The sequence below is a fragment of the Pseudomonas sp. genome (assembly GCF_049645325.1).
Classification (GTDB): domain Bacteria; phylum Pseudomonadota; class Gammaproteobacteria; order Pseudomonadales; family Pseudomonadaceae; genus Aquipseudomonas.
Genome location: NZ_JBARTQ010000258.1, coordinates 1 through 24419, shown reverse-complemented (window position 1 = coordinate 24419; position 24419 = coordinate 1). Strand labels below are relative to the sequence as shown.

Annotated in this window: 24 protein-coding genes; 9 read left to right on the top strand and 15 right to left on the bottom strand. The window is 61.4% G+C overall.

Annotated features, from left to right (window positions below):
* Positions 1 to 90: 90 nt before the first annotated feature.
* Together WBB95_RS11330 and WBB95_RS11325 are read right to left on the bottom strand one after the other, a co-directional pair.
* Positions 91 to 288: a YbdD/YjiX family protein gene (locus tag WBB95_RS11330; RefSeq protein WP_003176208.1), complete on the bottom strand. Its 198-nt coding sequence runs from the start codon at positions 286 to 288 to the stop codon at positions 91 to 93.
* A gap of 15 nt (positions 289 to 303) precedes the next feature.
* Positions 304 to 2370: a carbon starvation CstA family protein gene (locus tag WBB95_RS11325; RefSeq protein WP_424487675.1), complete on the bottom strand. Its 2067-nt coding sequence runs from the start codon at positions 2368 to 2370 to the stop codon at positions 304 to 306.
* Between the two features lie 174 nt (positions 2371 to 2544).
* On the opposite strand from WBB95_RS11325, the gene WBB95_RS11320 reads away from it, so the two are divergent.
* Complete coding sequence (locus WBB95_RS11320; protein WP_424487674.1) at positions 2545 to 2913, top strand: PilZ domain-containing protein; 369 nt, start codon at positions 2545 to 2547, stop codon at positions 2911 to 2913.
* Between the two features lie 4 nt (positions 2914 to 2917).
* Here the strand turns inward: WBB95_RS11320 and WBB95_RS11315 are convergent, their stop codons facing one another.
* From WBB95_RS11315 to katB, 4 genes are read right to left on the bottom strand one after another with little or no spacing between them, the layout of a single operon-like run.
* Complete coding sequence (locus WBB95_RS11315; protein ID WP_424487673.1) at positions 2918 to 3640, bottom strand: hypothetical protein; 723 nt, start codon at positions 3638 to 3640, stop codon at positions 2918 to 2920.
* Positions 3641 to 3656: 16 nt separating this feature from the next.
* Entirely contained in the window at positions 3657 to 5024 is a 1368-nt protein-coding gene (gene radA / locus WBB95_RS11310) for a DNA repair protein RadA (RefSeq protein WP_058415058.1), read from the bottom strand.
* Positions 5025 to 5059: 35 nt separating this feature from the next.
* Positions 5060 to 5599, bottom strand: a complete 540-nt coding sequence (locus WBB95_RS11305; RefSeq protein ID WP_424487672.1) for an ankyrin repeat domain-containing protein — start codon at positions 5597 to 5599, stop codon at positions 5060 to 5062.
* A gap of 56 nt (positions 5600 to 5655) precedes the next feature.
* Positions 5656 to 7197, bottom strand: coding sequence for a catalase KatB (katB, locus tag WBB95_RS11300; RefSeq protein WP_424487671.1), 1542 nt, complete (start codon positions 7195 to 7197; stop codon positions 5656 to 5658).
* Positions 7198 to 7483: 286 nt separating this feature from the next.
* Here katB and mscL point away from each other — a divergent pair, with 286 nt between their 5' ends.
* Positions 7484 to 7900: a large-conductance mechanosensitive channel protein MscL gene (gene mscL, locus WBB95_RS11295; protein WP_424487670.1), complete on the top strand. Its 417-nt coding sequence runs from the start codon at positions 7484 to 7486 to the stop codon at positions 7898 to 7900.
* Positions 7901 to 7944: 44 nt separating this feature from the next.
* Here the strand turns inward: mscL and WBB95_RS11290 are convergent, their stop codons facing one another.
* Positions 7945 to 8721 (bottom strand): ferredoxin--NADP reductase, encoded by a 777-nt coding sequence (locus tag WBB95_RS11290; protein WP_424487669.1) that lies wholly within the window; start codon positions 8719 to 8721, stop codon positions 7945 to 7947.
* A 392-nt stretch (positions 8722 to 9113) separates the two neighbouring features.
* On the opposite strand from WBB95_RS11290, the gene WBB95_RS11285 reads away from it, so the two are divergent.
* Together WBB95_RS11285 and WBB95_RS11280 are read left to right on the top strand one after the other, a co-directional pair.
* Positions 9114 to 9827 (top strand): helix-turn-helix transcriptional regulator, encoded by a 714-nt coding sequence (locus tag WBB95_RS11285; protein ID WP_424487668.1) that lies wholly within the window; start codon positions 9114 to 9116, stop codon positions 9825 to 9827.
* Positions 9828 to 9991: 164 nt separating this feature from the next.
* A complete protein-coding gene (locus WBB95_RS11280; RefSeq protein WP_424487667.1) occupies positions 9992 to 11116 on the top strand; it encodes a methyltransferase in 1125 nt (374 codons plus the stop codon).
* A 65-nt stretch (positions 11117 to 11181) separates the two neighbouring features.
* Here WBB95_RS11280 and WBB95_RS11275 read toward each other — a convergent pair whose 3' ends face one another.
* From WBB95_RS11275 to WBB95_RS11265, 3 genes are read right to left on the bottom strand one after another with little or no spacing between them, the layout of a single operon-like run.
* A complete protein-coding gene (locus WBB95_RS11275; RefSeq protein WP_010206690.1) occupies positions 11182 to 11349 on the bottom strand; it encodes a DUF2474 domain-containing protein in 168 nt (55 codons plus the stop codon).
* 12 nt (positions 11350 to 11361) lie between these two features.
* Positions 11362 to 12369, bottom strand: a complete 1008-nt coding sequence (gene cydB, locus WBB95_RS11270; protein WP_424487666.1) for a cytochrome d ubiquinol oxidase subunit II — start codon at positions 12367 to 12369, stop codon at positions 11362 to 11364.
* A 1-nt stretch (position 12370) separates the two neighbouring features.
* Positions 12371 to 13810, bottom strand: coding sequence for a cytochrome ubiquinol oxidase subunit I (locus tag WBB95_RS11265; RefSeq protein ID WP_424487665.1), 1440 nt, complete (start codon positions 13808 to 13810; stop codon positions 12371 to 12373).
* A 330-nt stretch (positions 13811 to 14140) separates the two neighbouring features.
* Here WBB95_RS11265 and WBB95_RS11260 point away from each other — a divergent pair, with 330 nt between their 5' ends.
* Complete coding sequence (locus WBB95_RS11260) at positions 14141 to 15379, top strand: MFS transporter (protein WP_424487664.1); 1239 nt, start codon at positions 14141 to 14143, stop codon at positions 15377 to 15379.
* A 135-nt stretch (positions 15380 to 15514) separates the two neighbouring features.
* Here WBB95_RS11260 and WBB95_RS11255 read toward each other — a convergent pair whose 3' ends face one another.
* The 4 genes from WBB95_RS11255 to WBB95_RS11240 form a co-directional block, all read right to left on the bottom strand.
* Entirely contained in the window at positions 15515 to 17698 is a 2184-nt protein-coding gene (locus WBB95_RS11255; protein ID WP_424487663.1) for a xanthine dehydrogenase family protein molybdopterin-binding subunit, read from the bottom strand.
* Positions 17695 to 18684, bottom strand: a complete 990-nt coding sequence (locus tag WBB95_RS11250) for an FAD binding domain-containing protein (protein ID WP_424487662.1) — start codon at positions 18682 to 18684, stop codon at positions 17695 to 17697. Before WBB95_RS11250 ends, WBB95_RS11255 begins: the two co-directional genes overlap by 4 nt.
* Entirely contained in the window at positions 18681 to 19205 is a 525-nt protein-coding gene (locus WBB95_RS11245; RefSeq protein ID WP_424487661.1) for a (2Fe-2S)-binding protein, read from the bottom strand. Before WBB95_RS11245 ends, WBB95_RS11250 begins: the two co-directional genes overlap by 4 nt.
* 96 nt (positions 19206 to 19301) lie before the next feature.
* Entirely contained in the window at positions 19302 to 19748 is a 447-nt protein-coding gene (locus WBB95_RS11240) for a DUF4879 domain-containing protein (protein ID WP_424487660.1), read from the bottom strand.
* A 222-nt stretch (positions 19749 to 19970) separates the two neighbouring features.
* Here WBB95_RS11240 and WBB95_RS11235 point away from each other — a divergent pair, with 222 nt between their 5' ends.
* Positions 19971 to 21266 carry an NCS2 family permease gene (locus WBB95_RS11235; protein WP_424487659.1) on the top strand — a complete coding sequence of 432 codons (1296 nt, stop codon included), beginning with the start codon at positions 19971 to 19973 and terminating at the stop codon, positions 21264 to 21266.
* A complete protein-coding gene (trmA, locus tag WBB95_RS11230; protein ID WP_424487658.1) occupies positions 21263 to 22342 on the top strand; it encodes a tRNA (uridine(54)-C5)-methyltransferase TrmA in 1080 nt (359 codons plus the stop codon). The genes WBB95_RS11235 and trmA overlap by 4 nt, the downstream gene beginning before the upstream one ends.
* Positions 22343 to 22392: 50 nt before the next feature.
* Here the strand turns inward: trmA and WBB95_RS11225 are convergent, their stop codons facing one another.
* Positions 22393 to 22857 carry a DUF2442 domain-containing protein gene (locus tag WBB95_RS11225; protein ID WP_424487657.1) on the bottom strand — a complete coding sequence of 155 codons (465 nt, stop codon included), beginning with the start codon at positions 22855 to 22857 and terminating at the stop codon, positions 22393 to 22395.
* A 215-nt stretch (positions 22858 to 23072) separates the two neighbouring features.
* Here WBB95_RS11225 and aroQ point away from each other — a divergent pair, with 215 nt between their 5' ends.
* Positions 23073 to 23513, top strand: a complete 441-nt coding sequence (aroQ, locus tag WBB95_RS11220) for a type II 3-dehydroquinate dehydratase (RefSeq protein WP_017253796.1) — start codon at positions 23073 to 23075, stop codon at positions 23511 to 23513.
* A 5-nt stretch (positions 23514 to 23518) separates the two neighbouring features.
* A complete protein-coding gene (locus WBB95_RS11215) occupies positions 23519 to 24367 on the top strand; it encodes a shikimate dehydrogenase (RefSeq protein ID WP_424487656.1) in 849 nt (282 codons plus the stop codon).
* Positions 24368 to 24419 lie beyond the last annotated feature (52 nt).

The following is a 24419-nucleotide window of genomic DNA, read 5'->3' as shown; positions in this document are numbered from 1 at the left end:
CAGTTACACCGCGGTGACGCTATCGCAGGCAAGCCAGCTCCCACATAAAGCCCTGCTCCCACAGAGGAATGCGCTAACCCAACAGGCGGGCTAGCAGCACTTGGGCCCACCCTTGCCGCCGTAACGGGCTTCCTGGCGTTCCCGGAAGAACGCCTTGTAGTCCATCATCGGTTTGTCCGGGTGCTTGGTTTGCATATGCTCGACGTACGTATCGTAGTCGGGCATGCCGACCATCAGGCGCGCGGCCTGACCGAGGTATTTACCGAGGCGACTGATGTCATTGAACATGGTTGCAATCCTCGATTACGCGTCCGGAACAGCCTGGAACGGGGCTTCTTTATCCGTACGCTCTTTGTTGCCCCAGGCGGCGACGCCGACCTTGAGCGCATAGAACAGGATGCTGAACACCACGAACAGGAACAGGGCCGTGAGCGTTGCGTTGGTGTAGGCGTTCCAGATCACGTGCTGCATCTGGTCGATGTTTTTGGCCGGGGCGAGGATCTGGCCGTTGGCCAGGGCATCGCTGTACTTCTTCGCCAGCGACAGGAAGCCGATCGCCGGGTTGGCGTCGAACAGCTTGATGAAGCCTGCGGTCACGGTGCAGATCAGCAGCCAGACTGCCGGCAGCATGGTCACCCAGATGTAGCGCTGGCGCTTCATTTTGATCAGCACAACGGTCGCGAGCATCAGCGCGATACCGGCGAGCATCTGGTTGGAGATACCGAACAGCGGCCACAAGGTGTTGATACCGCCCAGTGGGTCAATCACGCCTTGGTACAGCAGGTAACCCCACATCGCCACGCAACCCGCTGTAGCAATCAGGTTGGCCGTCCAGGACTCAGTGCGTTTGAGCGACGGCACGAAGGAACCGAGCAAATCCTGAAGCATGAAGCGACCGGCACGGGTACCGGCGTCGACCGCCGTGAGGATGAACAGCGCTTCGAACAGGATCGCAAAGTGGTACCAGAACGCCATGGTGTTTTCACCCGGCAGCACACTGTGCAGGATCTGCGCGATACCCACTGCGAGCGTCGGCGCACCGCCGGCACGCGCCAGGATGGTGGTTTCGCCGATGTCATGGGCCACCGCCATCAACGCGTCCGGGGTAATGGCAAAGCCCCAGCTGCTGACGGTTTGCGCAACCGTTACAACGTCAGCGCCGACGACCGCAGCCGGGCTGTTCATGGCGAAGTACACGCCTGGCTCGATCACCGAAGCGGCAACCATGGCCATGATGGCGACGAACGATTCCATCAACATGGCGCCGTAACCGATGTAGCGCGAGTTGACTTCGTTATCCAGCAGCTTGGGCGTGGTGCCCGAAGAGATCAGCGCGTGGAAACCCGAGACCGCGCCACAGGCAATGGTGATGAACAGGAACGGGAACAGGCCGCCCTTCCACACCGGGCCGGTGCCGTCGATGAATTGGGTCAGGGCCGGCATTTTCAGCTCTGGCATGGTGACCAGAATGCCGATCGCCAGGGCGATGATGGTGCCGATTTTCAGGAACGTGGAGAGGTAGTCACGTGGTGCGAGGATCAGCCACACCGGCAGTACCGCCGCGACGAAGCCATAGCCGACCAGCATCCAGGTAATTTGGATGCCGGTGAAGGAGAACGCCTTGGCCCACACCGGGTCAGCGGCAATCTGCCCGCCCAGCCAGATCGAACCCAGCAGCAACAGCACGCCAATCACCGAGATTTCACCGATGCGGCCCGGGCGGATGTAGCGCATGTACACGCCCATGAACATCGCGATCGGGATGGTCGCCATCACGGTGAAGATGCCCCAAGGGCTCTCGGCCAGGGCCTTGACCACGATCAGCGCCAGCACCGCGAGGATGATGATCATGATCAGGAAGCAGCCGAACAGCGCGATGGTCCCCGGAATGCGGCCCATCTCTTCGCGGACCATGTCTCCCAGGGAACGGCCGTTGCGACGGGTGGACATGAACAGGACCATGAAGTCCTGTACTGCACCCGCCAGCACCACCCCGGCAATCAGCCAAAGCGTGCCGGGCAAGTAGCCCATTTGCGCCGCCAGCACCGGGCCGACCAAGGGGCCTGCACCGGCAATCGCCGCAAAGTGGTGACCGAAAAGAATGTGTTTGTTGGTCGGCACGTAGTCCAGACCGTCATTGTTGAGCACTGCGGGGGTGGCCCGCCGTGGATCAAGTTGCATCACGTTGTTGGCGATGAACAGACTGTAGTAACGGTACGCAACCAGATAGATGGCCACAGCAGCGACCACAATCCACAAGGCGTTGATCGCCTCGCCGCGGCGCAAGGCCACTACGCCCAGGGCGCACGCTCCTACGATTGCCAGCACCAGCCAGGGTAGGTGGCGTAGCAGGCTATTATTATTTTTCATTTTTATATTCCAGCCAGGGTGGACAGAAAGGACAGCCAGCCCGAGTTTAGCGCTGTTGGCTTTAAAGGCCACCCCCCTACATTGGTCTAGAGCCTTGCAATCGCAAAAAAAGCAGAAATAAAAGCCGGGTGATGGCCCGGGGCTACACTGCTTCTATTCACAGAGGGGTTCACCATGACCGAGCAACCGTCTGATCGCCGTCGTTTTCGGCGGGTCGCCTTCGACGCGAGGACCAGCCTTGCACAAAGTGGCTGGAATTGGCCGGTGCAGCTGCTGGACCTGTCGCTCAAGGGTTTGCTGGTGCAACGCCCTGACGACTGGCGCGGCGATGCCAGGCAGCCGTTCGACGTGGATATTCGCCTGGACCCACACGCCCATATAAAGATGCAGGTAAAGCTCGCCCACGACGATCATGGCCAGCTGGGGTTTGTGTGCGAGCACATCGACCTGGACTCGATCAGCCATCTGCGGCGGCTGATCGAATTGAACCTGGGCGATGAGGAAGAACTGCACCGCGAACTGGCGGCGTTACTGCAGGTGTGAGGCTTCAGGGAAACGCCGTACGCGCCGGGAAGTCGCTTTCCGTGTCCCAGTAACCGGCTTTCTGACGCGACGTGGCCTGCCATTGCCCGTCCGCGAAACGGTAGGTTGTATAACGGGTAGCGAAGTCATCGTCGCCCTCACCGTCCATAAAGGACGACACTTGCAGCAGTTCGTCCGCACCACCGGCTGGCGTGGCGATCTGCCAGGCGGCTTTGCCGGTCTGGGCCAAAAACAGCGGTTTAACCTTGCCGTCTGCGTCCGTGTAAGTCATGGGGTTGAGTCGCTGCGTGCCCGGCAGCAGCAACTGCGTTGCCGGGCCGCTGTAGCTGCCCATGGGCGCCGTCTGGTCGACGATCAAAAAATACACAGCGTGCGGCAGGCCTTTGAGCGGCGCTTTGTTGACCTCTGCCAAGGGGTACCCGAGGTCTTCGTGGGCGATCACCTCACCGGCGGCCGACAGCAAGCGCACTTGGGCTTCAAGCAGAGGGTTTTCCACCAGGTCGCCGGGTTCGTCGAACGAATCCTCGTCCAGCCCGTTGCCCCAACTGTCTTTGTGCAATTGGGCGCTGATGCGTTGGTCTTCCAACACCTGCAAGACGTTGCCGTCTTCGGTTGCCTGCGACTGAGCCAGGCGGTAACCGGCCGGCAACTGCGCCCAGGCGCTGGCGGGCAGCCCGGCCAAGGCGATAAACAGGGCGACCGCGCCCCAGCGATTCAATGGTTGCATGGCATTCATCCCTGATTTATTCGAACAGTGCGTCCAGCGCCTGCTCAAGGCGCGTGACGCCAATCACCTGCAGCCCGGGCGGCATTTCTTTCGGTGCATTGCCCTTGGGCACGATCGCGCGCTTGAAGCCGTGTTTGGCCGCTTCCTTCAGGCGCTCCTGGCCGCTCGGCACCGGGCGCACTTCGCCCGACAGGCCGACTTCACCGAACACCAGCAAGTCGTGAGGCAGTGGTTTATTACGCAGGCTGGACATCACCGCCGCCATCAAGGCCAGGTCAGACGCGGTTTCCAGCACCTTGACCCCGCCGACCACGTTGAGAAACACATCCTGGTCGTGGGTGGGAATGCCGCCGTGACGGTGCAGCACCGCGAGCAGCATTGCCAAACGGTTTTGATCCAGGCCGAGGGTCACACGGCGCGGGTTGGCCAAATGGCTGTCGTCCACCAGCGCCTGCACTTCCACCAGCATCGGCCGGGTGCCTTCCCACGTCGCCATCACCACACTGCCCGGGACTTCTTCCTGGGCGCGCGTGAGAAAAATCGCCGAAGGGTTAGAGACTTCTTTCAGCCCGCGGTCGGTCATGGCGAACACGCCCAGTTCGTTGACCGCGCCAAACCGGTTCTTCACCGCCCGCAGCAAACGCAAACGGCCGTCGGACTCGCCTTCGAAATACAGCACGGTGTCGACCATGTGTTCCAACACCCGTGGCCCGGCCAGTGCGCCCTCTTTGGTCACGTGCCCGACCAGGAAGATCGCCGTGCCGCTCTGCTTGGCATAGCGCACCAGCAACGCCGCGCTTTCGCGCACCTGCGACACGCCGCCCGGCGCCGACTGCAGCTGCTCGGTGAAAATCGTCTGGATCGAGTCGATCACCATGACCTTGGGTTTTTCGATGCGGGCCGTGGCGATGATGCTTTCGATGCAGGTTTCGGTCATCACCCGCAGCTGATCCTGGGGCAGGCCCAGGCGTCGGGCGCGCATGGCCACTTGTTGCTGGGATTCTTCACCCGTGACGTACAGCGCCGGCATGCGGCTGGCGATGCTGCACAGGGTTTGCAGGAGGATGGTCGATTTGCCGATGCCGGGGTCACCGCCGATCAGCACCACCGAGCCGTCCACCAGGCCGCCGCCGAGCACGCGGTCCAGTTCGCCGGAGGCGGTGGAGAAACGCGGGATTTCTTCGACGCTGACTTCGGCCAGGGTCTTGATCTGCGCCTGTTGCCCAGTCCAGCCGGCTCGGCCGGTCGGGGCTGCCGCGCCGCCGCTTTCGATCATGGTTTCAGTCAGGGTGTTCCACGCACCGCACTCGGTGCATTGGCCGGCCCACTTGGGAAAGGTCGCGCCGCACTCCGTGCAGCCGTACATGCGCTTGGCCTTTGCCATTTGAGAACCTCCAACCGAAAAACCGCGATGATAGCTCAGCGCGGCGCCGGGGTCCGGATTTCACCACTGGCCAATCGTGAAGCACTGTTGCCGTTCGGGTCTTCGGCATTGAGGTCGGCGCCCTTGGCTTTCAGCTCATCGAGCAGTTCGACGCGCTTGAACAGCCCCGCGTACATGGCGGCGGTCTGCCCGGCACCGTTGCGTTGGTCGGGGTTGCAAGGCGTGGACAGCAGGCGTTGGGCGATTTTCAGTTCGCCCTTGAAGATCGCGCCCATCAGCGCGGTATTACCGCGCTTGTCCTGCACACAGGCGTCGGCACCGGCGGCCAGCAACCTTTCTACGTAAGCCCCTTCGCCATGGTAGGCGGCGAGAATCAGCGCGGTGTAACCCTTGTCGTCCTGGGTGTTGAGGCTATAGCCGGAGTCGATGAAGGTGTTGAGCATGTCGACATCGCCACGACGGGCGGCGTCGAAATAGTAGTCCTGCAACTGCGCCTTGAGCGCGACCGGGTCGGAAGCGTCTGCCTGGGCGACAAACGCCAGCATCGCCATCAACAGACCGATAGAAATACGCATGGGAATTCTCCTAACGGGAGCCGACGCCCTCTGCAGGACGTCGACCGGGACCAACGTCAGTCGGTGAGTTTTTCTGCCAGCGCTTTAACGCGTGCCAGGTCGCCCTTGGCCACTTTGGTCACGCCAGTGCCATATTCCGGGTCGGCCTTGTACAGGAACGACAGGATGATGTGCTTGCTCTCGTCATCGGTGGTCGCCAGCGAGCCACCGAAGTTGTCGATCAAGTCCTGGCGCTCTTTCTTGTTGAAAGAACGGTACAGGTCACCGGCTTGCTTGAAATTCTGCTCACGCTGGATCTTCGCCTGCTGGGTGCTGCCCGACAGCGCCGACTGGCTGTAGCGCGCGGCCTGCGGTTCTTCCCGTGGCAACAGGCGGCTTGGCTGGTAGTTGACGCCAGTGGTGGTGTTGCCGCCGTTCATCGCGCCGTCCTGGTTACCGTTGTTGACGGTCACCCGTGGGGCGTTGATCGGCAGTTGCAGGGCGTTCGGCCCCAGGCGGTACATCTGCGTGTCGGCGTAGGAGAACACGCGACCTTGCAGCAGACGGTCTTCCGACGGTTCGATGCCTGGCACCAGGTTGGCCGGGGCCATGGCCACTTGCTCGGTTTCCTGGAACACATTCGCCGGGTTGCGGTTCAGCACCATTTGCCCGACTTTGCGTTCCGGCACATTCGGCCAGATCTTGGTGGCGTCCAGTGGGTCGAAGTCAAACTTGGCCAAGTCTTCAGGGTTGAGCACTTGCACATACAAGTCCCACTTGGGGAAGTCGCCCTTGTTGATATGGGTGACCAAGTCATTGCTCATATGGCTGTAATCGCGACCCTGTACGTCAGTCACTTGTTTAGGGTCAAGGTTCTTGATGCCTTGCAGGCTCTTCCAGTGGAACTTGACGTAGTGCACTTCACCTTTAGCATTAATCAACTTGTAAGCATGTACGCCATTACCATCCATTTCACGATAACTGGCTGGCGTGCCGGAGTCGGAGTACAACTCGGTCAATGTACGGGTGGACTCTGGAACATGCGAGAAGAAGTCGAAGCGGCGCGAGTCGTCATCCAGGTTAGTGCGCGGGTCCGGTTTGAACGCATGGACCATGTCCGGGAACTTGATGGCGTCGCGAATAAAGAACGTCGGGAAGTTATTGCCGACCAAGTCCCAATTCCCTTCGGCGGTGTAGAACTTGGTGGCGAAGCCGCGCGGGTCGCGCAGGGTTTCAGGTGAATGGTTGCCGTGCACCACGGCCGAGAAGCGCACAAACACCGGAGTGGCTTCGCCAGCGGCGAAGACTTTGGCTTTGGTCAGGTCGCTGAGGTTGTCGGTGACGGTAAAGGTGCCGTGGGCGCCGGTGCCACGGGCGTGTACGACGCGCTCCGGGATGCGCTCGCGGTCGAAGCGTTGCAGCTTCTGGATAAGCTGCACGTCTTGCAGCAGCACCGGGCCATTGGCGCCGGCGGTTTGCGAGTTCTGGTTATCGCCGACCGCGGCGCCGTTATCGCGGGTCAGGTTGGCGGCTTGCACGGAAAGGGACAGCAGGCTGGCGGTGACCAGTGCCAGCGCGTGATGCGCCGACAGTGGCCTGCGGCTCATGGGAGTATTCATCGAGGGATCCTCTGGTTTTTTTATGCACATTCATTCGTGCTTGCCAGAGGCTAGTGACCTGCGAGTCAGAAGATAAATAGAAAAGCCGTACCGGCCCGATAAAGAAAATAGTGTGGTAACCCACTGAAATGGCGCGTATTTCGCGCGCGATTGGTGGCACTTTGCAAACTATTTGCGATTTAATGTGTCGATAAAAACTAACAGTGTTAACGGTTGTGTCGCGCAAGCCCTCTACGACTGACTTACACTGACCTCCACCCTTCTCATCTGTAACAAGGAATAACTTATGGGCGTGATCAGTGAGTTCAAGGCCTTCGCGGTCAAAGGCAATGTGGTCGATATGGCCGTCGGTATCATCATCGGCGCCGCCTTCGGCAAGATTGTTTCCTCATTTGTAGGCGACGTGGTAATGCCGCCTATCGGTCTGTTGATCGGTGGCGTGGACTTCGGGGACCTGGCGATAACGCTCAAGGCGGCGCAAGGCAATGTGCCCGCGGTGGTGCTGGCGTACGGCAAATTCATCCAGAGCGTGATCGATTTCGTGATCGTCGCTTTTGCCATCTTCATGGGCGTGAAGGCGATCAACCGCCTCAAGCGCGAAGAGGCGGTGGCGCCAAGCTTGCCGCCAACACCGACCAAGGAAGAAGTGCTGCTGGGCGAGATCCGCGATCTGCTCAAGGCACAGAACGACAAGCCGCTCTAACCGGCGAGCCTGGAAAGAAGGCGCCCCTTGAGGCGCCTTTTTTGTTACCAGTAGTTTTCCACCGCCACTTGCCCGGGCCGACGGCTCAGGCTCAGTTGCATGTCGCGCTGTTTGAGCAGTTGGCGGGTGTCGTCGACCATCTGCGGGTTGCCACAAATCAATACGCGCGAGTGTTCCGGGGTCAGCGCAACGCCGGCGGCACGCTCCAGTTCGCCATTCTCGATCAACGTGGTGATGCGCCCGTTCAAGGCGCCCGGGTGCTGCTCGCGCGTGACGATGGGGAGGTAAGTGAGTTTGTGCGCGTACTCGGCCAGGTATTCGCGCTCACCCAGTTCCTCGATCAACGACTGGTAGGCCAGTTCCTTGGCCTCGCGGGCGCTGTACACCAGCACGATGCGCTCAAATTTTTCCCAGACCTCGAAGTCCTGCAGGATCGACAGGAACGGCGCCACCCCGGTGCCAGTGCCCAGCAGCCACAAGTCACGCCCGTCCACAAAGCGGTTGAGGGTCAAAAACCCCGTGGCCTGGCGCTCGACCATCAACGTATCGCCGACCTTCAGGCGGCTCAGTTCACTGGTGAACTCGCCCCCCGGCACCACGATGGAAAAGAAATCCAGGTGCTCGTCAAACGGCGACGACACGATGGAATAAGCACGCCACACGGTGCTGCCATCGGCCTTGGAGACCCCCAGGCGCACGAATTGCCCGGCCGTAAAGCGAAACCCCGCGTCGCGGGTAGTGCGCAAGGTAAACAGGCTGGGGGTCAGCGATTGCACGTCGAGCAAGGTCTGGCGGGTAAATTTCTCAGCACTGGCCGTCATGGGGGGCTCCGATCTACAGGTGCCCTAGTGTCCCTCAAAGTCGTCAGCGGAAACACCGGCGGTTTGTAGTGACATCCCTCATTTGCAAGGTGATGGCTTTTAGCCGCAGCTCTGATCAATTAGCTATTAAGCCACGCCGGGTTCTTCTATTACGTGCACTCTCGGCGCTGTTAGTTGAGCGTTACAGCAGCTTCAAGTCATTAAAAAACCAGAACAAACCCCCTTCATGTCGGGACGCTCAAACTAACATGGCGCACAACCGCGTTTAACTCAGCCCAAGCAATAATGAAAATTTCATCTTGCCGTGTAAGCCATGTCCTACACTCAATTTCGTGCCGCTTTGGGGGATCAGGACGTACCCAAGTCACGGAGAAACCTATGGAGAGTTACCGATGGTCAACTGGCGCAACACACGGCTTCCCACACTGGAAGGCGAGAGCGAGATAACCAGCGTATTTGAAATGGTTACCAATAAAACCTTTGAGCTCGGCTTCCAATTTTGCTCTTTTACGATGAGTTCTCAATTATCCGACAACCACACAGAACCGCTTCAAATCAGCAACTACCCCAATGAATGGACCGCGCTTTATAAACGCGCACACTTCTTCGATGTAGACCCGGTTGTTGCTCTGTGCAAACGCAGTGTGTTCCCTGTTCTCTGGGAGGAAAAAATCTTCAGTGAGGCCCCTAACTTGTGGGACCTGGCCCAGTCTTTCGGCGTGCATCTGGGCTGGACCCAATCCGTCCACGACTTCCAGGGGATTTTCAGTATGTTGACCCTGGGACGCAGCAAAGGTGACGTCACCCCCCAGGAACTTTACGAAAAGGCAGGCCAGGTGTTGTGGCTTTGCCATGCAATGCACGCGGTCGTCGCACAAAAATATGCCGACAAACCCTGCATCCACCCGCCCAGCACGTTGACGCCACGTGAGACGGAAATTCTCAAATGGTCGGCCATGGGCAAAACCGCAGACGAAGTCGGCAATATCATGTCGATCACACCGCGAACCGTAGGCTTTCACGTCAGCAGTGCGATGAGGAAGCTGGGGGTCAACAGCAAGATTGCCGCGGTGCTCCGCGCCTCCAAAGCGGGGTTGTTTGACTGAAGCGCAAACACCGCATGTATTCCCGCTGAAAAAAAAGTAACATTTACGGCCAATTCTGAGTGTTGACGCAGCCCCACAGGCGCCGCCTCGCAGTTCACTCAGACGGTTCGGCCGCCTCCCCAGACTCGCTGAACACCCATTGATGACCCAGAGCCTCCCCCGCCATGCCCCTGCTTGACAGCCCCTTCGCCCAGCTCGATCTGATCCGCCAGCCAGAGCAACACAATGATCCGCTGCAAGCGTTCGACGCTGCCGACGAGTACCTGCTCAGCCATCTGGCCAGCCAGCAGCCGAGCGCCGCCACCCGCGTGCTGGTGCTCAATGACAGTTTCGGTGCCTTGGCGGCAAGCCTTGAAGGCAAGGTGCAGGTAACGTCCAGCGGTGATTCGTTCCTCGCGGCCCAGGGTCTTGAGAAGAACCTGGTGCGCAACGCCAAGGCGTTTGATGCGGTGCCGTTCATCCCCGCGAACCTTGTACCGACCGGGCCGTTTGACCGGGTGCTGATCCGCGTGCCGAAAACCCTGGCCTTGCTCGAAGAACAGCTGATTCGCCTGCAAGGGCAATTGGCGCCGGGCGCCGAGGTGATCGCCGGGGCGATGGTCAAGCACCTGCCACGGGCGGCGGGTGAATTGCTGGAGCGCTACATAGGCCCGATGCACGCCTCGCTGGCGGTGAAAAAGGCCCGGCTGCTGATTGCCACTGTTGAAGCTCGCCCTAGCGCCGTCTCACCCTACCCCACCCGTTACAGCCTGGATGCGCCGGCTATCGAGCTGCTCAACCATGCCAACGTGTTCTGCCGCGAAGGCCTCGACATCGGCACCCGCGCGTTCCTCCCGCACCTGCCAAACAACCTCGGCAGCGCCCGCGTGGCAGACCTGGGTTGCGGCAACGGCGTGTTGGCAATCGCCAGTGCCCTGCAAAACCCTGACGCGCAGTACACGCTGGTGGACGAGTCGTACATGGCCGTGCAGTCGGCCGCCGAGAACTGGCAGGCCGCGCTGGGTGATCGCGAGGTGGTGGTGCGTGCCGGCGACGGTTTGGCGGGCCAGGAGCCACAATCGCTGGACGTGGTGCTGTGTAACCCGCCTTTCCACCAGCAGCAGGTAGTGGGCGACTTCCTCGCCTGGCGCATGTTCCAGCAGGCGCGGGAAACCCTGGTGGTCGGTGGCGCCCTTTATATCGTCGGCAACCGTCACCTGGGTTATCACACCAAGCTGGCGCGGCTGTTCCGTGGCGTCGAGCACGTCGCCACCACGCCAAAATTCGTGATCCTCAAAGCGCGCAAATAAAAAAACCCTGCCTCTCTTGCGAAAGGCAGGGCTGAAAGCCGGGCCGCGAAGCCCGGATCGGGATGTCAGTGAGTGGTCAGGCCGGCCGCATTCATGAACATGCGCATCAGGCTGGCCACGACGAACAGGGCCAGCACGCTGCCGGTCCAGATCATCGCCAGCCAACCAAGGCGCCGCCACAACGGCTGTTTCTCGGCCTGTTCGATCTCGTGCAACGACGGTTTGCCGGACATGGTACGACCCTCCTAGTGATAACCGTCTTCGTGGGTGACCTTGCCGCGGAACACGTAGTAGCTCCAGAAGGTGTAGCCCAGGATGAACGGGATGATGAACAACGTGCCCACCAGCATGAAGCCCTGGCTTTGCGGCGGCGCGGCGGCGTCCCAGATCGACACGGACGGCGGAATGATGTTCGGCCACAGGCTGATCCCCAAGCCGCTGTAACCGAGGAAGATCAGCACCAGCGTCAGCAGGAACGGCGTGTAGTGCGCATGGCGCGCCACGGCGCGGAACAAGCCAAACATGGTCACCAGCACCAGGATCGGCACCGGCAGGAACCAGAACAGGTTCGGCAGCGTGAACCAGCGCGAGGCGATTTCCGGGTGCGCCAGCGGCGTCCACAGGCTGACGATACCCATCACCGCCAGCACCACGAAGGCCAACGGCCGCGCCAGGTTATGCATCTGTTCCTGCAACTTGCCTTCGGTCTTCATGATCAGCCAGGTACAGCCGAGCAAGGCATACGCCACGATCAGCGCCACACCACAGAACAGGGTGAACGGCGTCAGCCAGTCCAGCGAGCCACCCGCAAACTGGCGGTTGACCACTGGGATGCCGTCGATAAACGCGCCCAGCGCCACGCCCTGGAAGAACGTCGCCGCAATCGAGCCGCCAATAAACGCCTTGTCCCACAGGTGGCGTTTTTCGTCCTTGGCCTTGAAGCGGAACTCGAAGGCCACGCCGCGGAAGATCAGCCCGATCAGCATCAGGATCAGCGGCAGGTACAACGCCGACAGCACCACCGAATAAGCCAGCGGGAACGCGCCGAACAACGCCGCGCCACCGAGGACCAGCCAGGTTTCGTTACCGTCCCACACCGGGGCGACGGTGTTCATCATCACGTCACGGTCGACTTTGCCGGGGATAAACGGAAAGAGGATGCCGATACCCAGGTCGAAGCCGTCCATCACCACGTACATCATGATGCCGAAGATGATGATCACGGCCCAGATCAGCGGAAGATCAATACCCATCTCAATGCCCCTTGTGCTGGAGGTCGTCGTAATCGTTGTCGTTGCCATCATCGGCAGCCGACAACGGACGGGCCGGTGTACGTTTCTGGCCAGGGCCACCATGGGTGGGTTCGCTGCCTTCGTGGGTCTGAGGCCCTTTGCGCACCAGGCGCATCATGTAGCCCAGCCCTGCGCCGAACAGCGCGAAGTACACCACCACGAACAACACCAGGGTAATCGTCATCTGCGCCAGGCTATGCCCGGAGGACGCATCCGCCGTGCGCATCAGCCCGTAGACCACCCACGGCTGGCGACCGATTTCGGTGGTGAACCAACCGGCGAGAATCGCGATCAAGCCGGACGGGCCCATCCACAACGCCAGGTACAGGAACGGCTTGGACGTGTACATTTTGTCGCCCCGGCGCAGCCAGAGGCTGAACAGGCCGGTGAAGATCATCAGGAAGCCCAGGCCGACCATGACCCGGAACGACCAGAACACAATGGTCGAATTCGGGCGGTCCTCAGGCGGGAAGTCCTTGAGCGCCGGCACTTGTTTGTCCAGGGAGTGCGTGAGGATCAGGCTGCCCAGATAGGGAATTTCGACCGCGTATTTGGTTTTTTCCGCCTTCATGTCCGGCAAGCCAAACAGGATCAGCGGCGTCGGCTCATTGCCGATATTTTCCCAGTGCCCCTCGATCGCGGCGATTTTCGCCGGCTGGTGCTTGAGGGTATTGAGGCCGTGGAAGTCACCGATCACCGCCTGGATAGGCGCGACGATCAGGGCCATCCACATGGCCATCGACAGCATGGTGCGGATCGCCGGGTTGTCTTTGCCGCGCAGCAAGTGCCACGCCGCCGACGAGCCGACAAAGAACGCCGTGGCCACAAAGGCCGCCGTGGCCATGTGCATCAGGCGGTAGGGGAACGAGGGGTTGAAGATCACCGCCAGCCAGTCGGTGGGAATCACCCGGCCGTCGATGATTTCAAAGCCCTGCGGCGTCTGCATCCAGCTGTTGGAGGCGAGAATCCAGAAAGTCGAGATCAGCGTGCCGACCGCCACCATCACCGTCGCGAAGAAGTGCAGCTTGCGCCCCACCTTGTTCCAGCCGAACAGCATGACCCCGAGGAAACCGGCCTCAAGGAAGAAGGCCGTGAGCACTTCGTACGTCAGAAGCGGCCCGGTGACGGCGCCGGCGAAGTCCGAGAAGCGGCTCCAGTTGGTGCCGAACTGGTAGGCCATCACCAACCCGGAGACCACGCCCATGCCGAAGTTGACGGCAAAGATCTTCGACCAGAAATGGTAGAGGTCACGGTAGGTGTCGTTGTGGGTCTTGAGCCACAAGCCTTCCAGCACCGCAAGGTAACTGGCCAGGCCGATGGTGATCGCCGGGAACAGGATGTGGAAAGAGATGGTGAACGCGAATTGAATTCGGGCGAGATCTAGCGCCTCCAAACCGAACATATGTCTTCCTCTGTCAGGTAATACCGGCTGCTGGCTGGGAGCCTGCACCCACTGCCCCCACGGATATGGAGTGTGCCGAATTTCAATTCGTTTCTTTTTTTAACCAAACACGCAGGGAATTTGGCCTCTCGGCCGCCAGAACAAACCCGGGGACGGTTTTGATCTGAATCAAGCATTGCTGAAAGAGTAGTCCCATTTTGCGCGAATGGCCGTGTGGCTCATTGCCGCGTGACAGCTTGCCTCAGCCAAGCCCCCGGCAAACCCTTGCAACTATTTGTTACAGCTTGATGCTAATCTCGCCACTCCCTCCGCCCCTGATCTGTATTCCCGATGCCTAGTGAACCTGCGTTGCTGTTGCGTCACCACCGCCCTTTCATCGCGTTCTGGCTGGCGCGGATTTTCACCGCCAGCGGCTTCCAAATGCTCACCGTGGCCATCGGCTGGAACCTCTACCAACTGACCGGCAACGTGCTGGACCTGGGCCTTGTCGGCCTGGTGGAGTTCATCCCGCGCGTAGTGTTCATGCTGCACACCGGGCATGTGGCCGATCGCTATGAGCGGCGCAAAGTCGCCGCCATCTGCCAGACCGTGCAAGCATTGATCGCGCTGTCCCTGGCCATCGGCGGCCTGACCGGCAACGTGACCCGCGAGATGATCTTCATCCTTGCCTTCCTGCTCGGCGCTGCGCGCTCGTTTGAAATGCCCACCACTCAAGCGCTGCTGCCGAGCATCGTGCCGACCGCCCTGTTTCCACGCGCCGTGGCGTCGTCGCAATCGGCCCAGCAACTGGCGACCATCGTGGCGCCGGCCCTCGGCGGTTTGCTCTATGCGTTTGGCAGCGTGTGGGTCTATGGCCCGACCGTGGCGCTGTACCTGATTGCCTGCGTGCTCACCCTCAACCTGCCCGCGCGCCAGACGCCGCTTAACAAAGGCAAGGCGACCCTGGACTCGCTGCTGGCCGGCATCCGCTTTATCCGCAGCCGTCCGGACATCCTCGGCGCCATCTCCCTCGACCTGTTCGCCGTGCTGCTGGGCGGCGCCACCGCGTTGCTGCCGGTGTTTGCCAAAGACATCCTGCTGACCGGCGCGTGGGGCCTGGGGTTACTGCGTTCGGCACCGGCGGTGGGCGCACTGTTGATGTCGTTGTGGCTGGCGCGGTTTTCGGTGGACCGCCATGTTGGCCGCGTGATGTTCACCGCCGTCGGCGTGTTTGGTGTGGCAACCATCGCGTTCGGGCTGTCGACGTCGTTCTGGTTTTCCATGGCGGTGCTGGTGGTACTGGGCGCAGCGGACATGATCAGCATGGTGATCCGTGCCTCGTTCGTGCAACTGGAAACCCCGGACGAAATGCGCGGGCGGGTCAGCGCGGTCAACGGTCTGTTTATCGGCGCATCGAACCAGCTCGGCGAATTTGAATCGGGGATCACCGCCCATTGGTTCGGCACGGTGCCCGCCGTGGTCATGGGCGGAATCGGCACGCTGCTGGTGACTGGGGTGTGGATCAAGCTGTTCCCAAGCCTGGCCAACCGCGACCGGATGCATGTGCCGGTGGAAGAAACCAAGCTATAAGCCACCCGCCCGGTACCGATGGGAGCCGGGCTTGCCCGCGATAGCGGAGTGTCAGCCAACAGATAAGGGAGCTGACCCACCGCTATCGCAGGCAAGCCAGCTCCCACATTTGGCCCTCAGTGGGTCGCATATGGGTTACAGCACCTTATCCAGCGTGATCGGAAAGTCCCGCACGCGCTTGCCGGTCGCGTGATAAATGGCATTCGCCACCGCCGCCGCCACGCCGACAATGCCAATCTCACCCACGCCTTTGGACCCAAGGGCATTGACGATCTTGTCGTGCTCTTCGACAAACACCACGTCAATCTCGCCAATATCGGCGTTTACCGGGATGTGGTACTCGGCCAGGCTGTGGTTCATGTAGCGCCCCAGTTGATGGTCAACCTGGGTTTCTTCGTGCAACGCCATGCCGATGCCCCACACCACCCCGCCGAGAATCTGGCTGCGGGCCATTTTCGGGTTGACCACGCGCCCGGCCGCAATCGCGCTGACGACCCGGCTGACTTTGATGGTGCCGAGGTCTTCATCCACCCGCACTTCCACGAACACCGCCGAATGCGTGGCCGTGGCGTAACCCTCGCGTTTCTTGTCAGGCTCGCTGTCGACTTGCACTTCCAGCGCGTCTTCGCCGCTGTCTTTCACCAGTTGGGCTAATGACACACTGACGTCACCTGTGTGCAACTGGCCGTCCTCAAAGCGCACGGATTCAGCGTCCTTGAATACCGGGTAGGTTTGCCCAGCGATTTTCAGCAGCGTGGCGTTCAGGGCCTCGCAGGCTTGCTGCACGGCGGTGCCGACGGACGACACGGTAAACGAGCCGCCCTGCAACGGCGCGGTGGGCAATGAAGAGTCACCCAGCACGAAGCGCACGTCATCCATGGCCACACCGCTGGCTTGGGCCGCAATCTGGGTCATGACCGTGTAGGTGCCAGTGCCGATATCCGTGGTGGCACTGCTGACGGTCAACTTGCCATCCGCGTCGATCCGCGCCTTGGCGCTGGCCTTCATCTGCATCGCCTCCCACACGCCACCGGCCATGCCCCAACCGATCAACTGGCGGCCATCGCGCATGCTGCGCGGCTCCGGGTTGCGCTGGCTCCAGCCAAAGCGCTCGGCGCCCTCGCTGTAGCATTCGCGCAAGGCTTTGCTCGACCAGGGTTTGTCTTCGTTCTGGTTGCGCTCGGCGTAGTTGATCAAGCGCAGTTGCACCGGGTCCATGCCCAGGGCGCAGGCGAGTTCGTCCATGGCGCATTCCAGGCCGATCACACCCAACGCGGCGCCCGGTGCGCGCATGTCCAGCGGGGTGAACACGTCCAGCGGCACCAGTTTGTAGGTCAACTGCACGTTGTCGCACTGGTAGAGCATGCCGCTCCACTCGACCACGTGTTCACTGAAGTCTTCGAAGCGTGACGTCTGGCCAATGGCGGTGTGCGCCAATGCCAGCAAACGACCATTCGCCGCCGCGCCCATCTGCAGCCGCTGCAACGTACGCGGACGGTAGCCGAAGGTGAACATTTGCTGGCGGGTCAGGGTCACGCGGACCGAGCGTTTGAGCGCCAGAGACGCCATCACCGCCAACGGCAGTTGATACTGCGGGCGCAGGCCCGAGCCGAAGGCGCCGCCGACAAACGCGGCGAAAATCCGCACCTGGCTTTTGTCCAGCCCAAAGACCTTTTGCACGTAGGCCTGGCAGTTTTGCGGGCCCTGGGTCTTGTCATGAATATGCAGCGTGCCATCCGGCTGATACAGCACGGTGCTGGCGTGCGGCTCCATGGGGTTGTGGTGTTCGATCGGGGTGCTGTAGTGCATGTCCAGGCTGACGGCGGCGGCGCTCCATTCGGCCTGGAAGTTGCCGCGTGGCGCAGGCGGCGTCTGGGGCGACGGGTGCGCCTGCTCTTGCAGCGCGACCAGGTCCGTTTCAAAGGCTTCAGTGTCGTACTCGATTTCCACCAGCGAGCCGGCGTGCCGCGCCAGTTCCAGGTTGTCGGCGATCACCAGAGCCAGGGGCTGGCCGCTGTAGAGCACGCGGTCGTTGTACAGCGGGCGAAACGGCGAGCCGTCGGCCGCATCGGCGTCGGCGAACGCATCGTCGTAACTGGCGAGTTTCGGCCGGTTGAGGTGATCGAGCACCATGACCACGCCCGGCAGGGCCAGGGCTTTGGAGGTGTCGATTTTCGTGACACGGCCTTTGGCGATGGTGCTGGAGACCACACTGCCATGGAGCAGGCCCTGTTCGGGAAACTCACCGGCATAGCGCGCCTGGCCGGTGACCTTGAGCAGACCGTCAACGCGGTCCAGGGGTTTACCGATAGCGGTCATGAGCGTTCTCCTGCGACAGCGGCGTCGCTGAGGGCGCGAATAATTGCACGGCGCGCCAGCTTGATCTTGAAGGCGTTGTGTTCCAGTGGCTCGGCGTCTTGCAACAGGGCATCGGCGGCGTTGCCGAAGGCTTCGCGGCTGACGGCCTGCCCAATCAGCGCAGTTTCTACTGCACGGTCACGCCAGGGTTTATGCGCCACGCCGCCGAGCGCCAGGCGCGCGTCGACGATGGTGTCACCGTCCAGTTCCAGCGCCGCGGCGACAGACACCAGCGCAAAGGCGTAGGACGCGCGGTCGCGGATTTTCAGGTAGTGGCTGTGGCGGGCCAAAGAGTCGGCGGGCAGTTCGATGGCCGTGATCAGCTCATCGTCGGCGAGCAGGTTGTCGCGCTGCGGTGTGTCGCCGGGCAGCCGGTGAAAATCGGCAAACTCGATGACGCGCGCGCCGCCGCGCCCTTCCACATGCACCGTGGCGTTCAGCGCCGCGAGGGCCACGCACATATCGGAAGGATGGGTGGCCACGCAGTGTTCGCTGGCGCCAAGGATGGCGTGGATACGGTTCAAGCCGGTGCGCGCCGGGCAACCGCTGCCGGGTTCGCGCTTGTTGCAGGGCACGCTGGCGTCATAAAAGTAGTAACACCGCGTGCGCTGCAACAGGTTGCCGCCGGTGCTGGCCATATTGCGCAGTTGCGGCGAGGCCCCGGCGAGAATGGCCTGGGACAGCAACGGGTAGCGCTGTTCGATCAACGGGTGCCACGCCAGGTCGGCATTGCTCACCAGGGCGCCGATCATCACGCCGCCGTCAGCGGTTTCTTTAATGCCTTGCAACGGCAGACCGGTGATGTCGATCAGGTGTTCGGGGCGGCTGATGTTTTCTTTCATCAGGTCGAGCAGGTTGGTGCCACCGGCAATGAAGCGCGAGGCGGCGCTGCTCAGGTGGACCGCGGCGTGAACATCGGCCGGTTTGCTGTACTGGAACGGGTTCATTGCTCACCTCCAGGCGTTCGGCAGGCAGGCAAGGCGTCTTCGATGGCATCGCGGATGTTGGTGTAGGCGCCGCAACGGCACAGGTTGCCGCTCATCAGTTCCTGGATTTGCGCGCTGTCATGGGCGCGGCCCTCATTGGCCAAGCCGACGGCGGAGCAGATCTGGCCAGGGGTGCAGTAGCCGCACTGGAAGGCGTCATGCTTGATGAACGCCTGCTGCATCGGGTGCAACTGGTCGCCGACGGCCAGGCCTTCGATGGTGGTCAGCTCGGCGCCGTCGCACATCACCGCGAGGGTCAGGCAGGCGTTCACGCGTTTGCCATCGCGCAACACGGTGCAGGCACCACATTGGCCGTGGTCACAGCCCTTTTTGCTGCCGACCAGGTCGAGTTGTTCACGCAACAGGTCCAGCAGCGTGGTCCAGGGCAACACACTCAACTGGCGTTCCTGGCCGTTGAGGGTCAGGCGTATCGGGTGGCTGACGTACGGCTGGGCCGCCGCGCCATTGGGGTTCGCGCTCATAAACACCTCACGGGTTGGTGTACATCCGCGGCGTTCAGGAAAATCGCCGTCTCAGGGGTACGACTTCCCGGGGTTTTGAGCGTTCAAGGCAATTGATCAGCGGATGTTGAGCAGTGTTTTCAGGGTGTTCTGCGGGCCGTTGATCGAGGAGTTGCTGAATTGGAACCAGCCTGGGGCTTCGACATTCAGGTCAAACACATAGATGTAGCCCATCACCGTGCCCGCGCCGGCACAGGCCTGGCTGATATTACCAACCTGGCACACCGGCGTGCGTTGCCCGTTGAGTTCAGCGCCATCGAAGCGCCCCATGGGGTTGTTGCCCAGGCCGACTTCCATCACCGAGACCCTGGTCGGCCCGCGATGGGTGCACATTTGCGTGCTCTGCGCGCGCTCCGGAATGGTTTCAGTGCAACGCGCCGACTCGACCTTGAACACGCGCACTTCGCTCAAGGGCGGTGCAGAAGCGCCCCACGCCGGTGCTGCGCCAAGCAACAGGCTGATACTGGCGATCAGAGCTAGACTCCCCGCGTTGGCTTTTTTCATGCTGTCGATGACCCTGAATTGAACGTCGGCGCAGTATGCCTCAAGGCCATGAATCAGAGCGATTGTTCACAACACCGAGCCCATGCACCACACGGCCTCGGCTGCTGGTATGATGCGCCGCTTTTTCCGATCCTCTCTGAAACCACAGGCGCTTGGCGCAGTTTGTGCTTTGACTTAGAGGTCAACAAATAACGACGCACACTAGCGTCACAGGGAGCCGGCATGCTGGAAAAGCTGTTTCAACTCAAGGCACACAACACCAACGTGCGCACCGAGATTCTCGCGGGTATCACGACCTTTTTGGCCATGGCCTACATTCTGTTCGTGAACCCGAGCATTCTTGGCGAGACCGGCATGGACAAGGGCGCGGTATTCGTCGCGACCTGCCTGGCCGCCGCCATCGGTTCGACCGTGATGGGCCTGATCGCCAACTACCCGATCGCCCTGGCGCCGGGCATGGGCCTCAACGCCTTCTTTACCTACACCGTGGTCCTGCACATGGGCCACACCTGGCAGGTAGCGCTGGGCGCGGTATTCATTTCGGCGGTGCTGTTCTTCCTGCTGTCGATCTTCCGCATCCGTGAGTGGATCATCAACAGCATCCCCCTGCCCCTGCGCTCGGCCATTGCCGCCGGTATCGGCCTGTTCCTGGCGCTGATCGCGCTGCACAACGCCGGCATCGTGGTCAGCAACCCGGCCACCATGGTCGGCCTGGGCGACCTGAAGCAACCGGCGCCGATCCTCGCGACCTTAGGCTTCGTGCTGATCGTTGCGCTCGAAGCCCTGGCCGTGCGCGGCGCTGTATTGATCGGCATCCTGGCGGTGACCATCGTCTCCATCGTGATGGGCTTCACCCCGTTCGGCGGCGTGACCTCGATGCCTCCGTCCCTGGCCCCGACCTTCCTGCAGCTGGACATCAAAGGCGCACTGGATATCGGCCTGGTCAGCGTGATCTTCGCGTTCCTGTTCGTCGACCTGTTCGACAACTCCGGCACCCTGATCGGCGTCGCCAAGCGCGCCGGCCTGATGAGCAAGGACGGCCACATGCCAAAAATGGGCCGTGCGCTGATCGCCGACAGCACCGCCGCCATGGCCGGCTCGCTGCTGGGCACCTCGACCACCACCAGCTACATCGAGTCTGCTGCGGGCGTGAGCGCCGGTGGCCGTACCGGTTTGACGGCGATTGTGGTCGCGATCCTGTTCCTGTTGGCGCTGTTCTTCTCGCCACTGGCCGCCAGCGTTCCTGCCTTCGCCACCGCACCCGCCCTGCTGTTCGTGGCCGTGCTGATGACCTCGGGCCTGGCCGAAATCGACTGGGATGACATCACTGTGGCAGCGCCGGTGGTGATCACCGCCCTGGCGATGCCCTTCACTTATTCCATCGCCAACGGCATTGCCTTCGGTTTCATCGCCTGGACCGCCATCAAGCTGCTTTCGGGCCGCTACCGTGAGCTGAACCCGGCGCTGGTGATCCTGTCGATTCTGTTTGTGATCAAGCTGGGCTGGTTCAACGCATGACTTTTGACGCCGCAAGCTACACCGCTCAACTGCAAGACAAGGTCACGCGCTTGCGTGACCTGCTGGCACCGTTCGACGCACCCGAACCACAGGTCTTCGATTCGCCGCTGCAGAACTTCCGCCTGCGGGCGGAGTTCCGCCTGTGGCGCGAAGGCGGCGAGCGCCACTACGCAATGTTTTCCCAGGACGACAAGCGCACGCCGATCCTGATCGAAGAATTTCCTATCGCCAGCCTGCGCATCAACCAGTTGATGCCGCAACTCAAGGCCGCCTGGCAAGCCAGCGCCGCCCTGAGCCACAAGCTGTTCCAGGTGGAGTTCCTCACCACCCTGGCCGGCGATGCGATGATCACCCTGTGCTATCACCGCCCGCTGGACGAACACTGGCACACCGCCGCGAACCAGCTGGCTGCCGACTTGAATGTCAGCATCATTGGCCGCTCCAAAGGCAAACGCGATGTGATCGGCCGCGACTATGTGGTGGAAAAACTCGACGTCGGCGGGCGCACGTTCAGCTACCGCCAGCCTGAAGGCGCGTTCACCCAGCCCAACGGCACGGTGAACCAGAAGATGCTCAACTGGGCATACGAAGCCTTGGGCGACCGCCCGGATGACCTGCTGGAACTGTACTGCGGCAACGGCAATTTCACCCTGCCGCTGGCAACGCGCGTGCGCAAAGTGCTGGCCACCGAGATCAGCAAGACCTCGGTGAATGCGGCCCTGAGCAACCTCGATGAAAACTCAGTGGATAACGTCACGCTGGTGCGCCTGTCTGCTGAAGAACTCACCGAAGCGCTCAACGAAGTGCGCCCGTTCCGCCGTCTGCACGGCATCGACCTGAAAAGCTATGAATTCGGTAGCGTGTTCGTCGACCCGCCGCGCGCCGGCATGGACCCGGACACCTGCGAGCTGACCCGGCGTTTCGACAACATCCTGTACATCTCCTGCAACCCGGAGACGTTGGCGGCGAACATCGCGCAACTGCATGACACGCACGCGATTACCCAGTGTGCGCTGTTTGACCAGTTCCCGTGGACGCACCATATGGAGTCCGGGGTGTTGCTGACGCGGCGTTGATCCACAGGTTAGAGCCAGCGCCCACACGGGCCGGCTCCGACATTGGATCTTCACGTATCCAGTGAATCCCCGGGTTCCACGATTTCCTTGCGCGGCCGCCCGCCCTTCTTGCCATTGGCACGGGCGGCGGCAGACTTGGCGGCGCTGCTTTTGCGGCCGTTGCGCGACGCCACCATGCTCGTGGCCAGGTCCATCAAGGGCTGACTCGTAGCGATCAGCCCCGTGATCGAAACATCCAGATCCCGGGCCTCACAGCACAGCGCCTTGCCGCCAAAACCCACCTCCAACTGCTGAAAGTCCTGCGGTGTAAACCCTTCGAACTCCGGCAGGCCGGCCACCGGCAACATGACGCGGCTGCCGTCGCTGAAGCCAATGGAGATGCTGTCGTCTTCATAGCGCACAGAGCTGGCATTGGCGTACAAACGCTTCAGCTTGCGCCCACGTGCGATGGCCTTATCGATATCGGCCTCTGTGAGCGGTACATCGGGATAGACTTTGGCTTTTACGATTTTCATACATTAATCCCCACGCTATCGGGCGCCCTCACCAGATTCAAAATGGTTCGCTGCCCCACTGCATCGTGTCAGGCACTTGCGATAACCTCGCATTCCTTCATTCAGAGTTCGGTAATCGAACACATCCCGTCACAACGTCTCGCACTCGATTGACCAAACTAACCATTCAGTACATTTTATCTCCACAACCAATAATAATCGTGGAGATACCCCTTATGCCGCCCATCGTGCTGGTGCTCAACGGCCCCAACCTCAACCTGCTCGGCACCCGCGAGCCTGCCACCTACGGCCATGAAACCCTGGCCGACGTCGCCGCGCTGTGCGGTCGCAGCGCGGAAAAACTCGGGTTGAAGATCGAATTTCGCCAGACCAACCACGAAGGCGAACTGCTCGACTGGATCCACGGCGCCCGCGCCCGTTGCGCCGGCATCGTGATCAACCCGGCGGCCTGGACCCACACCTCCGTGGCGATCCGCGATGCGCTGGTGGCCAGTGAAGTGCCAGTGATCGAGGTGCATTTATCCAACGTGCATGCGCGCGAGGCATTTCGGCATCACTCGTTTGTGTCGCCCATCGCCAAGGCCGTGCTCGCAGGCTTCGGCAGCCACGGCTACCACTTGGCCCTGGAACACTTCAGCCACACGCTGAAAGGATGAGCCCGATGAAACCGCGCATCCTCGCCGGCCTGATCGGCGCCGGCATCCAGGCCTCGCGAACGCCCGCCCTGCATGAGCAGGAAGGTGACGCCCAGGGCCTGCGATACCTGTATCGCCTGATCGACCTGGAGCCCCTGCAACTGAACATCAACGCCCTGCCCGACCTGCTCGATGCCGCCGAGTTGATGCACTTCACCGGTTTGAACATTACCTACCCGTGCAAGCAGGCGATCCTGCCGTTGCTTGATGAATTGTCTGACGAGGCGCGCGGCATTGGTGCGGTCAATACAGTGGTGTTCAAGGACGGCAAACGCATCGGCCACAACACTGATTGCTTGGGGTTTGCCGAAGGGTTTCGCCGGCACTTGAATGACGTCGCCCGCCAGCGCGTCGTGCAGATGGGCGCTGGCGGCGCGGGCGCGGCGGTGGCTCACGCGCTGCTGGCCGAGGGTGTGCAGCACTTGAGTATTTTCGACGTCGACGTGGCCCGCGCCCGCGACCTTGTGGATAACCTCGCCCAGCGCTTCGGTAGCGGGCGCGCCCAGGTCGGCCACCACTTGGAAAACGCCATGGCCGAGGCGGATGGGTTGGTGAACACCACGCCGATGGGCATGGCCAAGCTGCCGGGCACGCCGGTGCCGCCCGCGCTGCTGCGGGCTGACGTGTGGGTTGCGGAAATCGTGTACTTCCCGCTGGAAACCGAACTGCTGCGCAACGCCCGCGCCTTGGGCTGCCGCACGCTGGATGGCGGCAACATGGCAGTGTTTCAGGCGGTGAAGGCGTTTGAGTTATTCAGTGGCGAAGTGCCGGATGCGCAGCGGATGCTGGCGCATTTTCAGCGCATGAATACCTGACTGCCTAAACCGAATCAAAAATGTGGGAGCGGGCTTGCTCGCGAATGCGGTG

What these genes read in the sequence shown, in the direction of transcription:
- WBB95_RS11330 (WP_003176208.1), bottom strand. Translation starts at nt 288, where the DNA reads ATGTTCAATGACATCAGTCGCCTCGGTAAATACCTCGGTCAGGCCGCG.
- WBB95_RS11325 (WP_424487675.1), bottom strand. Translation starts at nt 2,370, where the DNA reads ATGAAAAATAATAATAGCCTGCTACGCCACCTACCCTGGCTGGTGCTG.
- WBB95_RS11320 (WP_424487674.1), top strand. Translation starts at nt 2,545, where the DNA reads ATGACCGAGCAACCGTCTGATCGCCGTCGTTTTCGGCGGGTCGCCTTC.
- WBB95_RS11315 (WP_424487673.1), bottom strand. Translation starts at nt 3,640, where the DNA reads ATGCAACCATTGAATCGCTGGGGCGCGGTCGCCCTGTTTATCGCCTTG.
- radA (WP_058415058.1), bottom strand. Translation starts at nt 5,024, where the DNA reads ATGGCAAAGGCCAAGCGCATGTACGGCTGCACGGAGTGCGGCGCGACC.
- WBB95_RS11305 (WP_424487672.1), bottom strand. Translation starts at nt 5,599, where the DNA reads ATGCGTATTTCTATCGGTCTGTTGATGGCGATGCTGGCGTTTGTCGCC.
- katB (WP_424487671.1), bottom strand. Translation starts at nt 7,197, where the DNA reads ATGAATACTCCCATGAGCCGCAGGCCACTGTCGGCGCATCACGCGCTG.
- mscL (WP_424487670.1), top strand. Translation starts at nt 7,484, where the DNA reads ATGGGCGTGATCAGTGAGTTCAAGGCCTTCGCGGTCAAAGGCAATGTG.
- WBB95_RS11290 (WP_424487669.1), bottom strand. Translation starts at nt 8,721, where the DNA reads ATGACGGCCAGTGCTGAGAAATTTACCCGCCAGACCTTGCTCGACGTG.
- WBB95_RS11285 (WP_424487668.1), top strand. Translation starts at nt 9,114, where the DNA reads ATGGTCAACTGGCGCAACACACGGCTTCCCACACTGGAAGGCGAGAGC.
- WBB95_RS11280 (WP_424487667.1), top strand. Translation starts at nt 9,992, where the DNA reads ATGCCCCTGCTTGACAGCCCCTTCGCCCAGCTCGATCTGATCCGCCAG.
- WBB95_RS11275 (WP_010206690.1), bottom strand. Translation starts at nt 11,349, where the DNA reads ATGTCCGGCAAACCGTCGTTGCACGAGATCGAACAGGCCGAGAAACAG.
- cydB (WP_424487666.1), bottom strand. Translation starts at nt 12,369, where the DNA reads ATGGGTATTGATCTTCCGCTGATCTGGGCCGTGATCATCATCTTCGGC.
- WBB95_RS11265 (WP_424487665.1), bottom strand. Translation starts at nt 13,810, where the DNA reads ATGTTCGGTTTGGAGGCGCTAGATCTCGCCCGAATTCAATTCGCGTTC.
- WBB95_RS11260 (WP_424487664.1), top strand. Translation starts at nt 14,141, where the DNA reads ATGCCTAGTGAACCTGCGTTGCTGTTGCGTCACCACCGCCCTTTCATC.
- WBB95_RS11255 (WP_424487663.1), bottom strand. Translation starts at nt 17,698, where the DNA reads ATGACCGCTATCGGTAAACCCCTGGACCGCGTTGACGGTCTGCTCAAG.
- WBB95_RS11250 (WP_424487662.1), bottom strand. Translation starts at nt 18,684, where the DNA reads ATGAACCCGTTCCAGTACAGCAAACCGGCCGATGTTCACGCCGCGGTC.
- WBB95_RS11245 (WP_424487661.1), bottom strand. Translation starts at nt 19,205, where the DNA reads ATGAGCGCGAACCCCAATGGCGCGGCGGCCCAGCCGTACGTCAGCCAC.
- WBB95_RS11240 (WP_424487660.1), bottom strand. Translation starts at nt 19,748, where the DNA reads ATGAAAAAAGCCAACGCGGGGAGTCTAGCTCTGATCGCCAGTATCAGC.
- WBB95_RS11235 (WP_424487659.1), top strand. Translation starts at nt 19,971, where the DNA reads ATGCTGGAAAAGCTGTTTCAACTCAAGGCACACAACACCAACGTGCGC.
- trmA (WP_424487658.1), top strand. Translation starts at nt 21,263, where the DNA reads ATGACTTTTGACGCCGCAAGCTACACCGCTCAACTGCAAGACAAGGTC.
- WBB95_RS11225 (WP_424487657.1), bottom strand. Translation starts at nt 22,857, where the DNA reads ATGAAAATCGTAAAAGCCAAAGTCTATCCCGATGTACCGCTCACAGAG.
- aroQ (WP_017253796.1), top strand. Translation starts at nt 23,073, where the DNA reads ATGCCGCCCATCGTGCTGGTGCTCAACGGCCCCAACCTCAACCTGCTC.
- WBB95_RS11215 (WP_424487656.1), top strand. Translation starts at nt 23,519, where the DNA reads ATGAAACCGCGCATCCTCGCCGGCCTGATCGGCGCCGGCATCCAGGCC.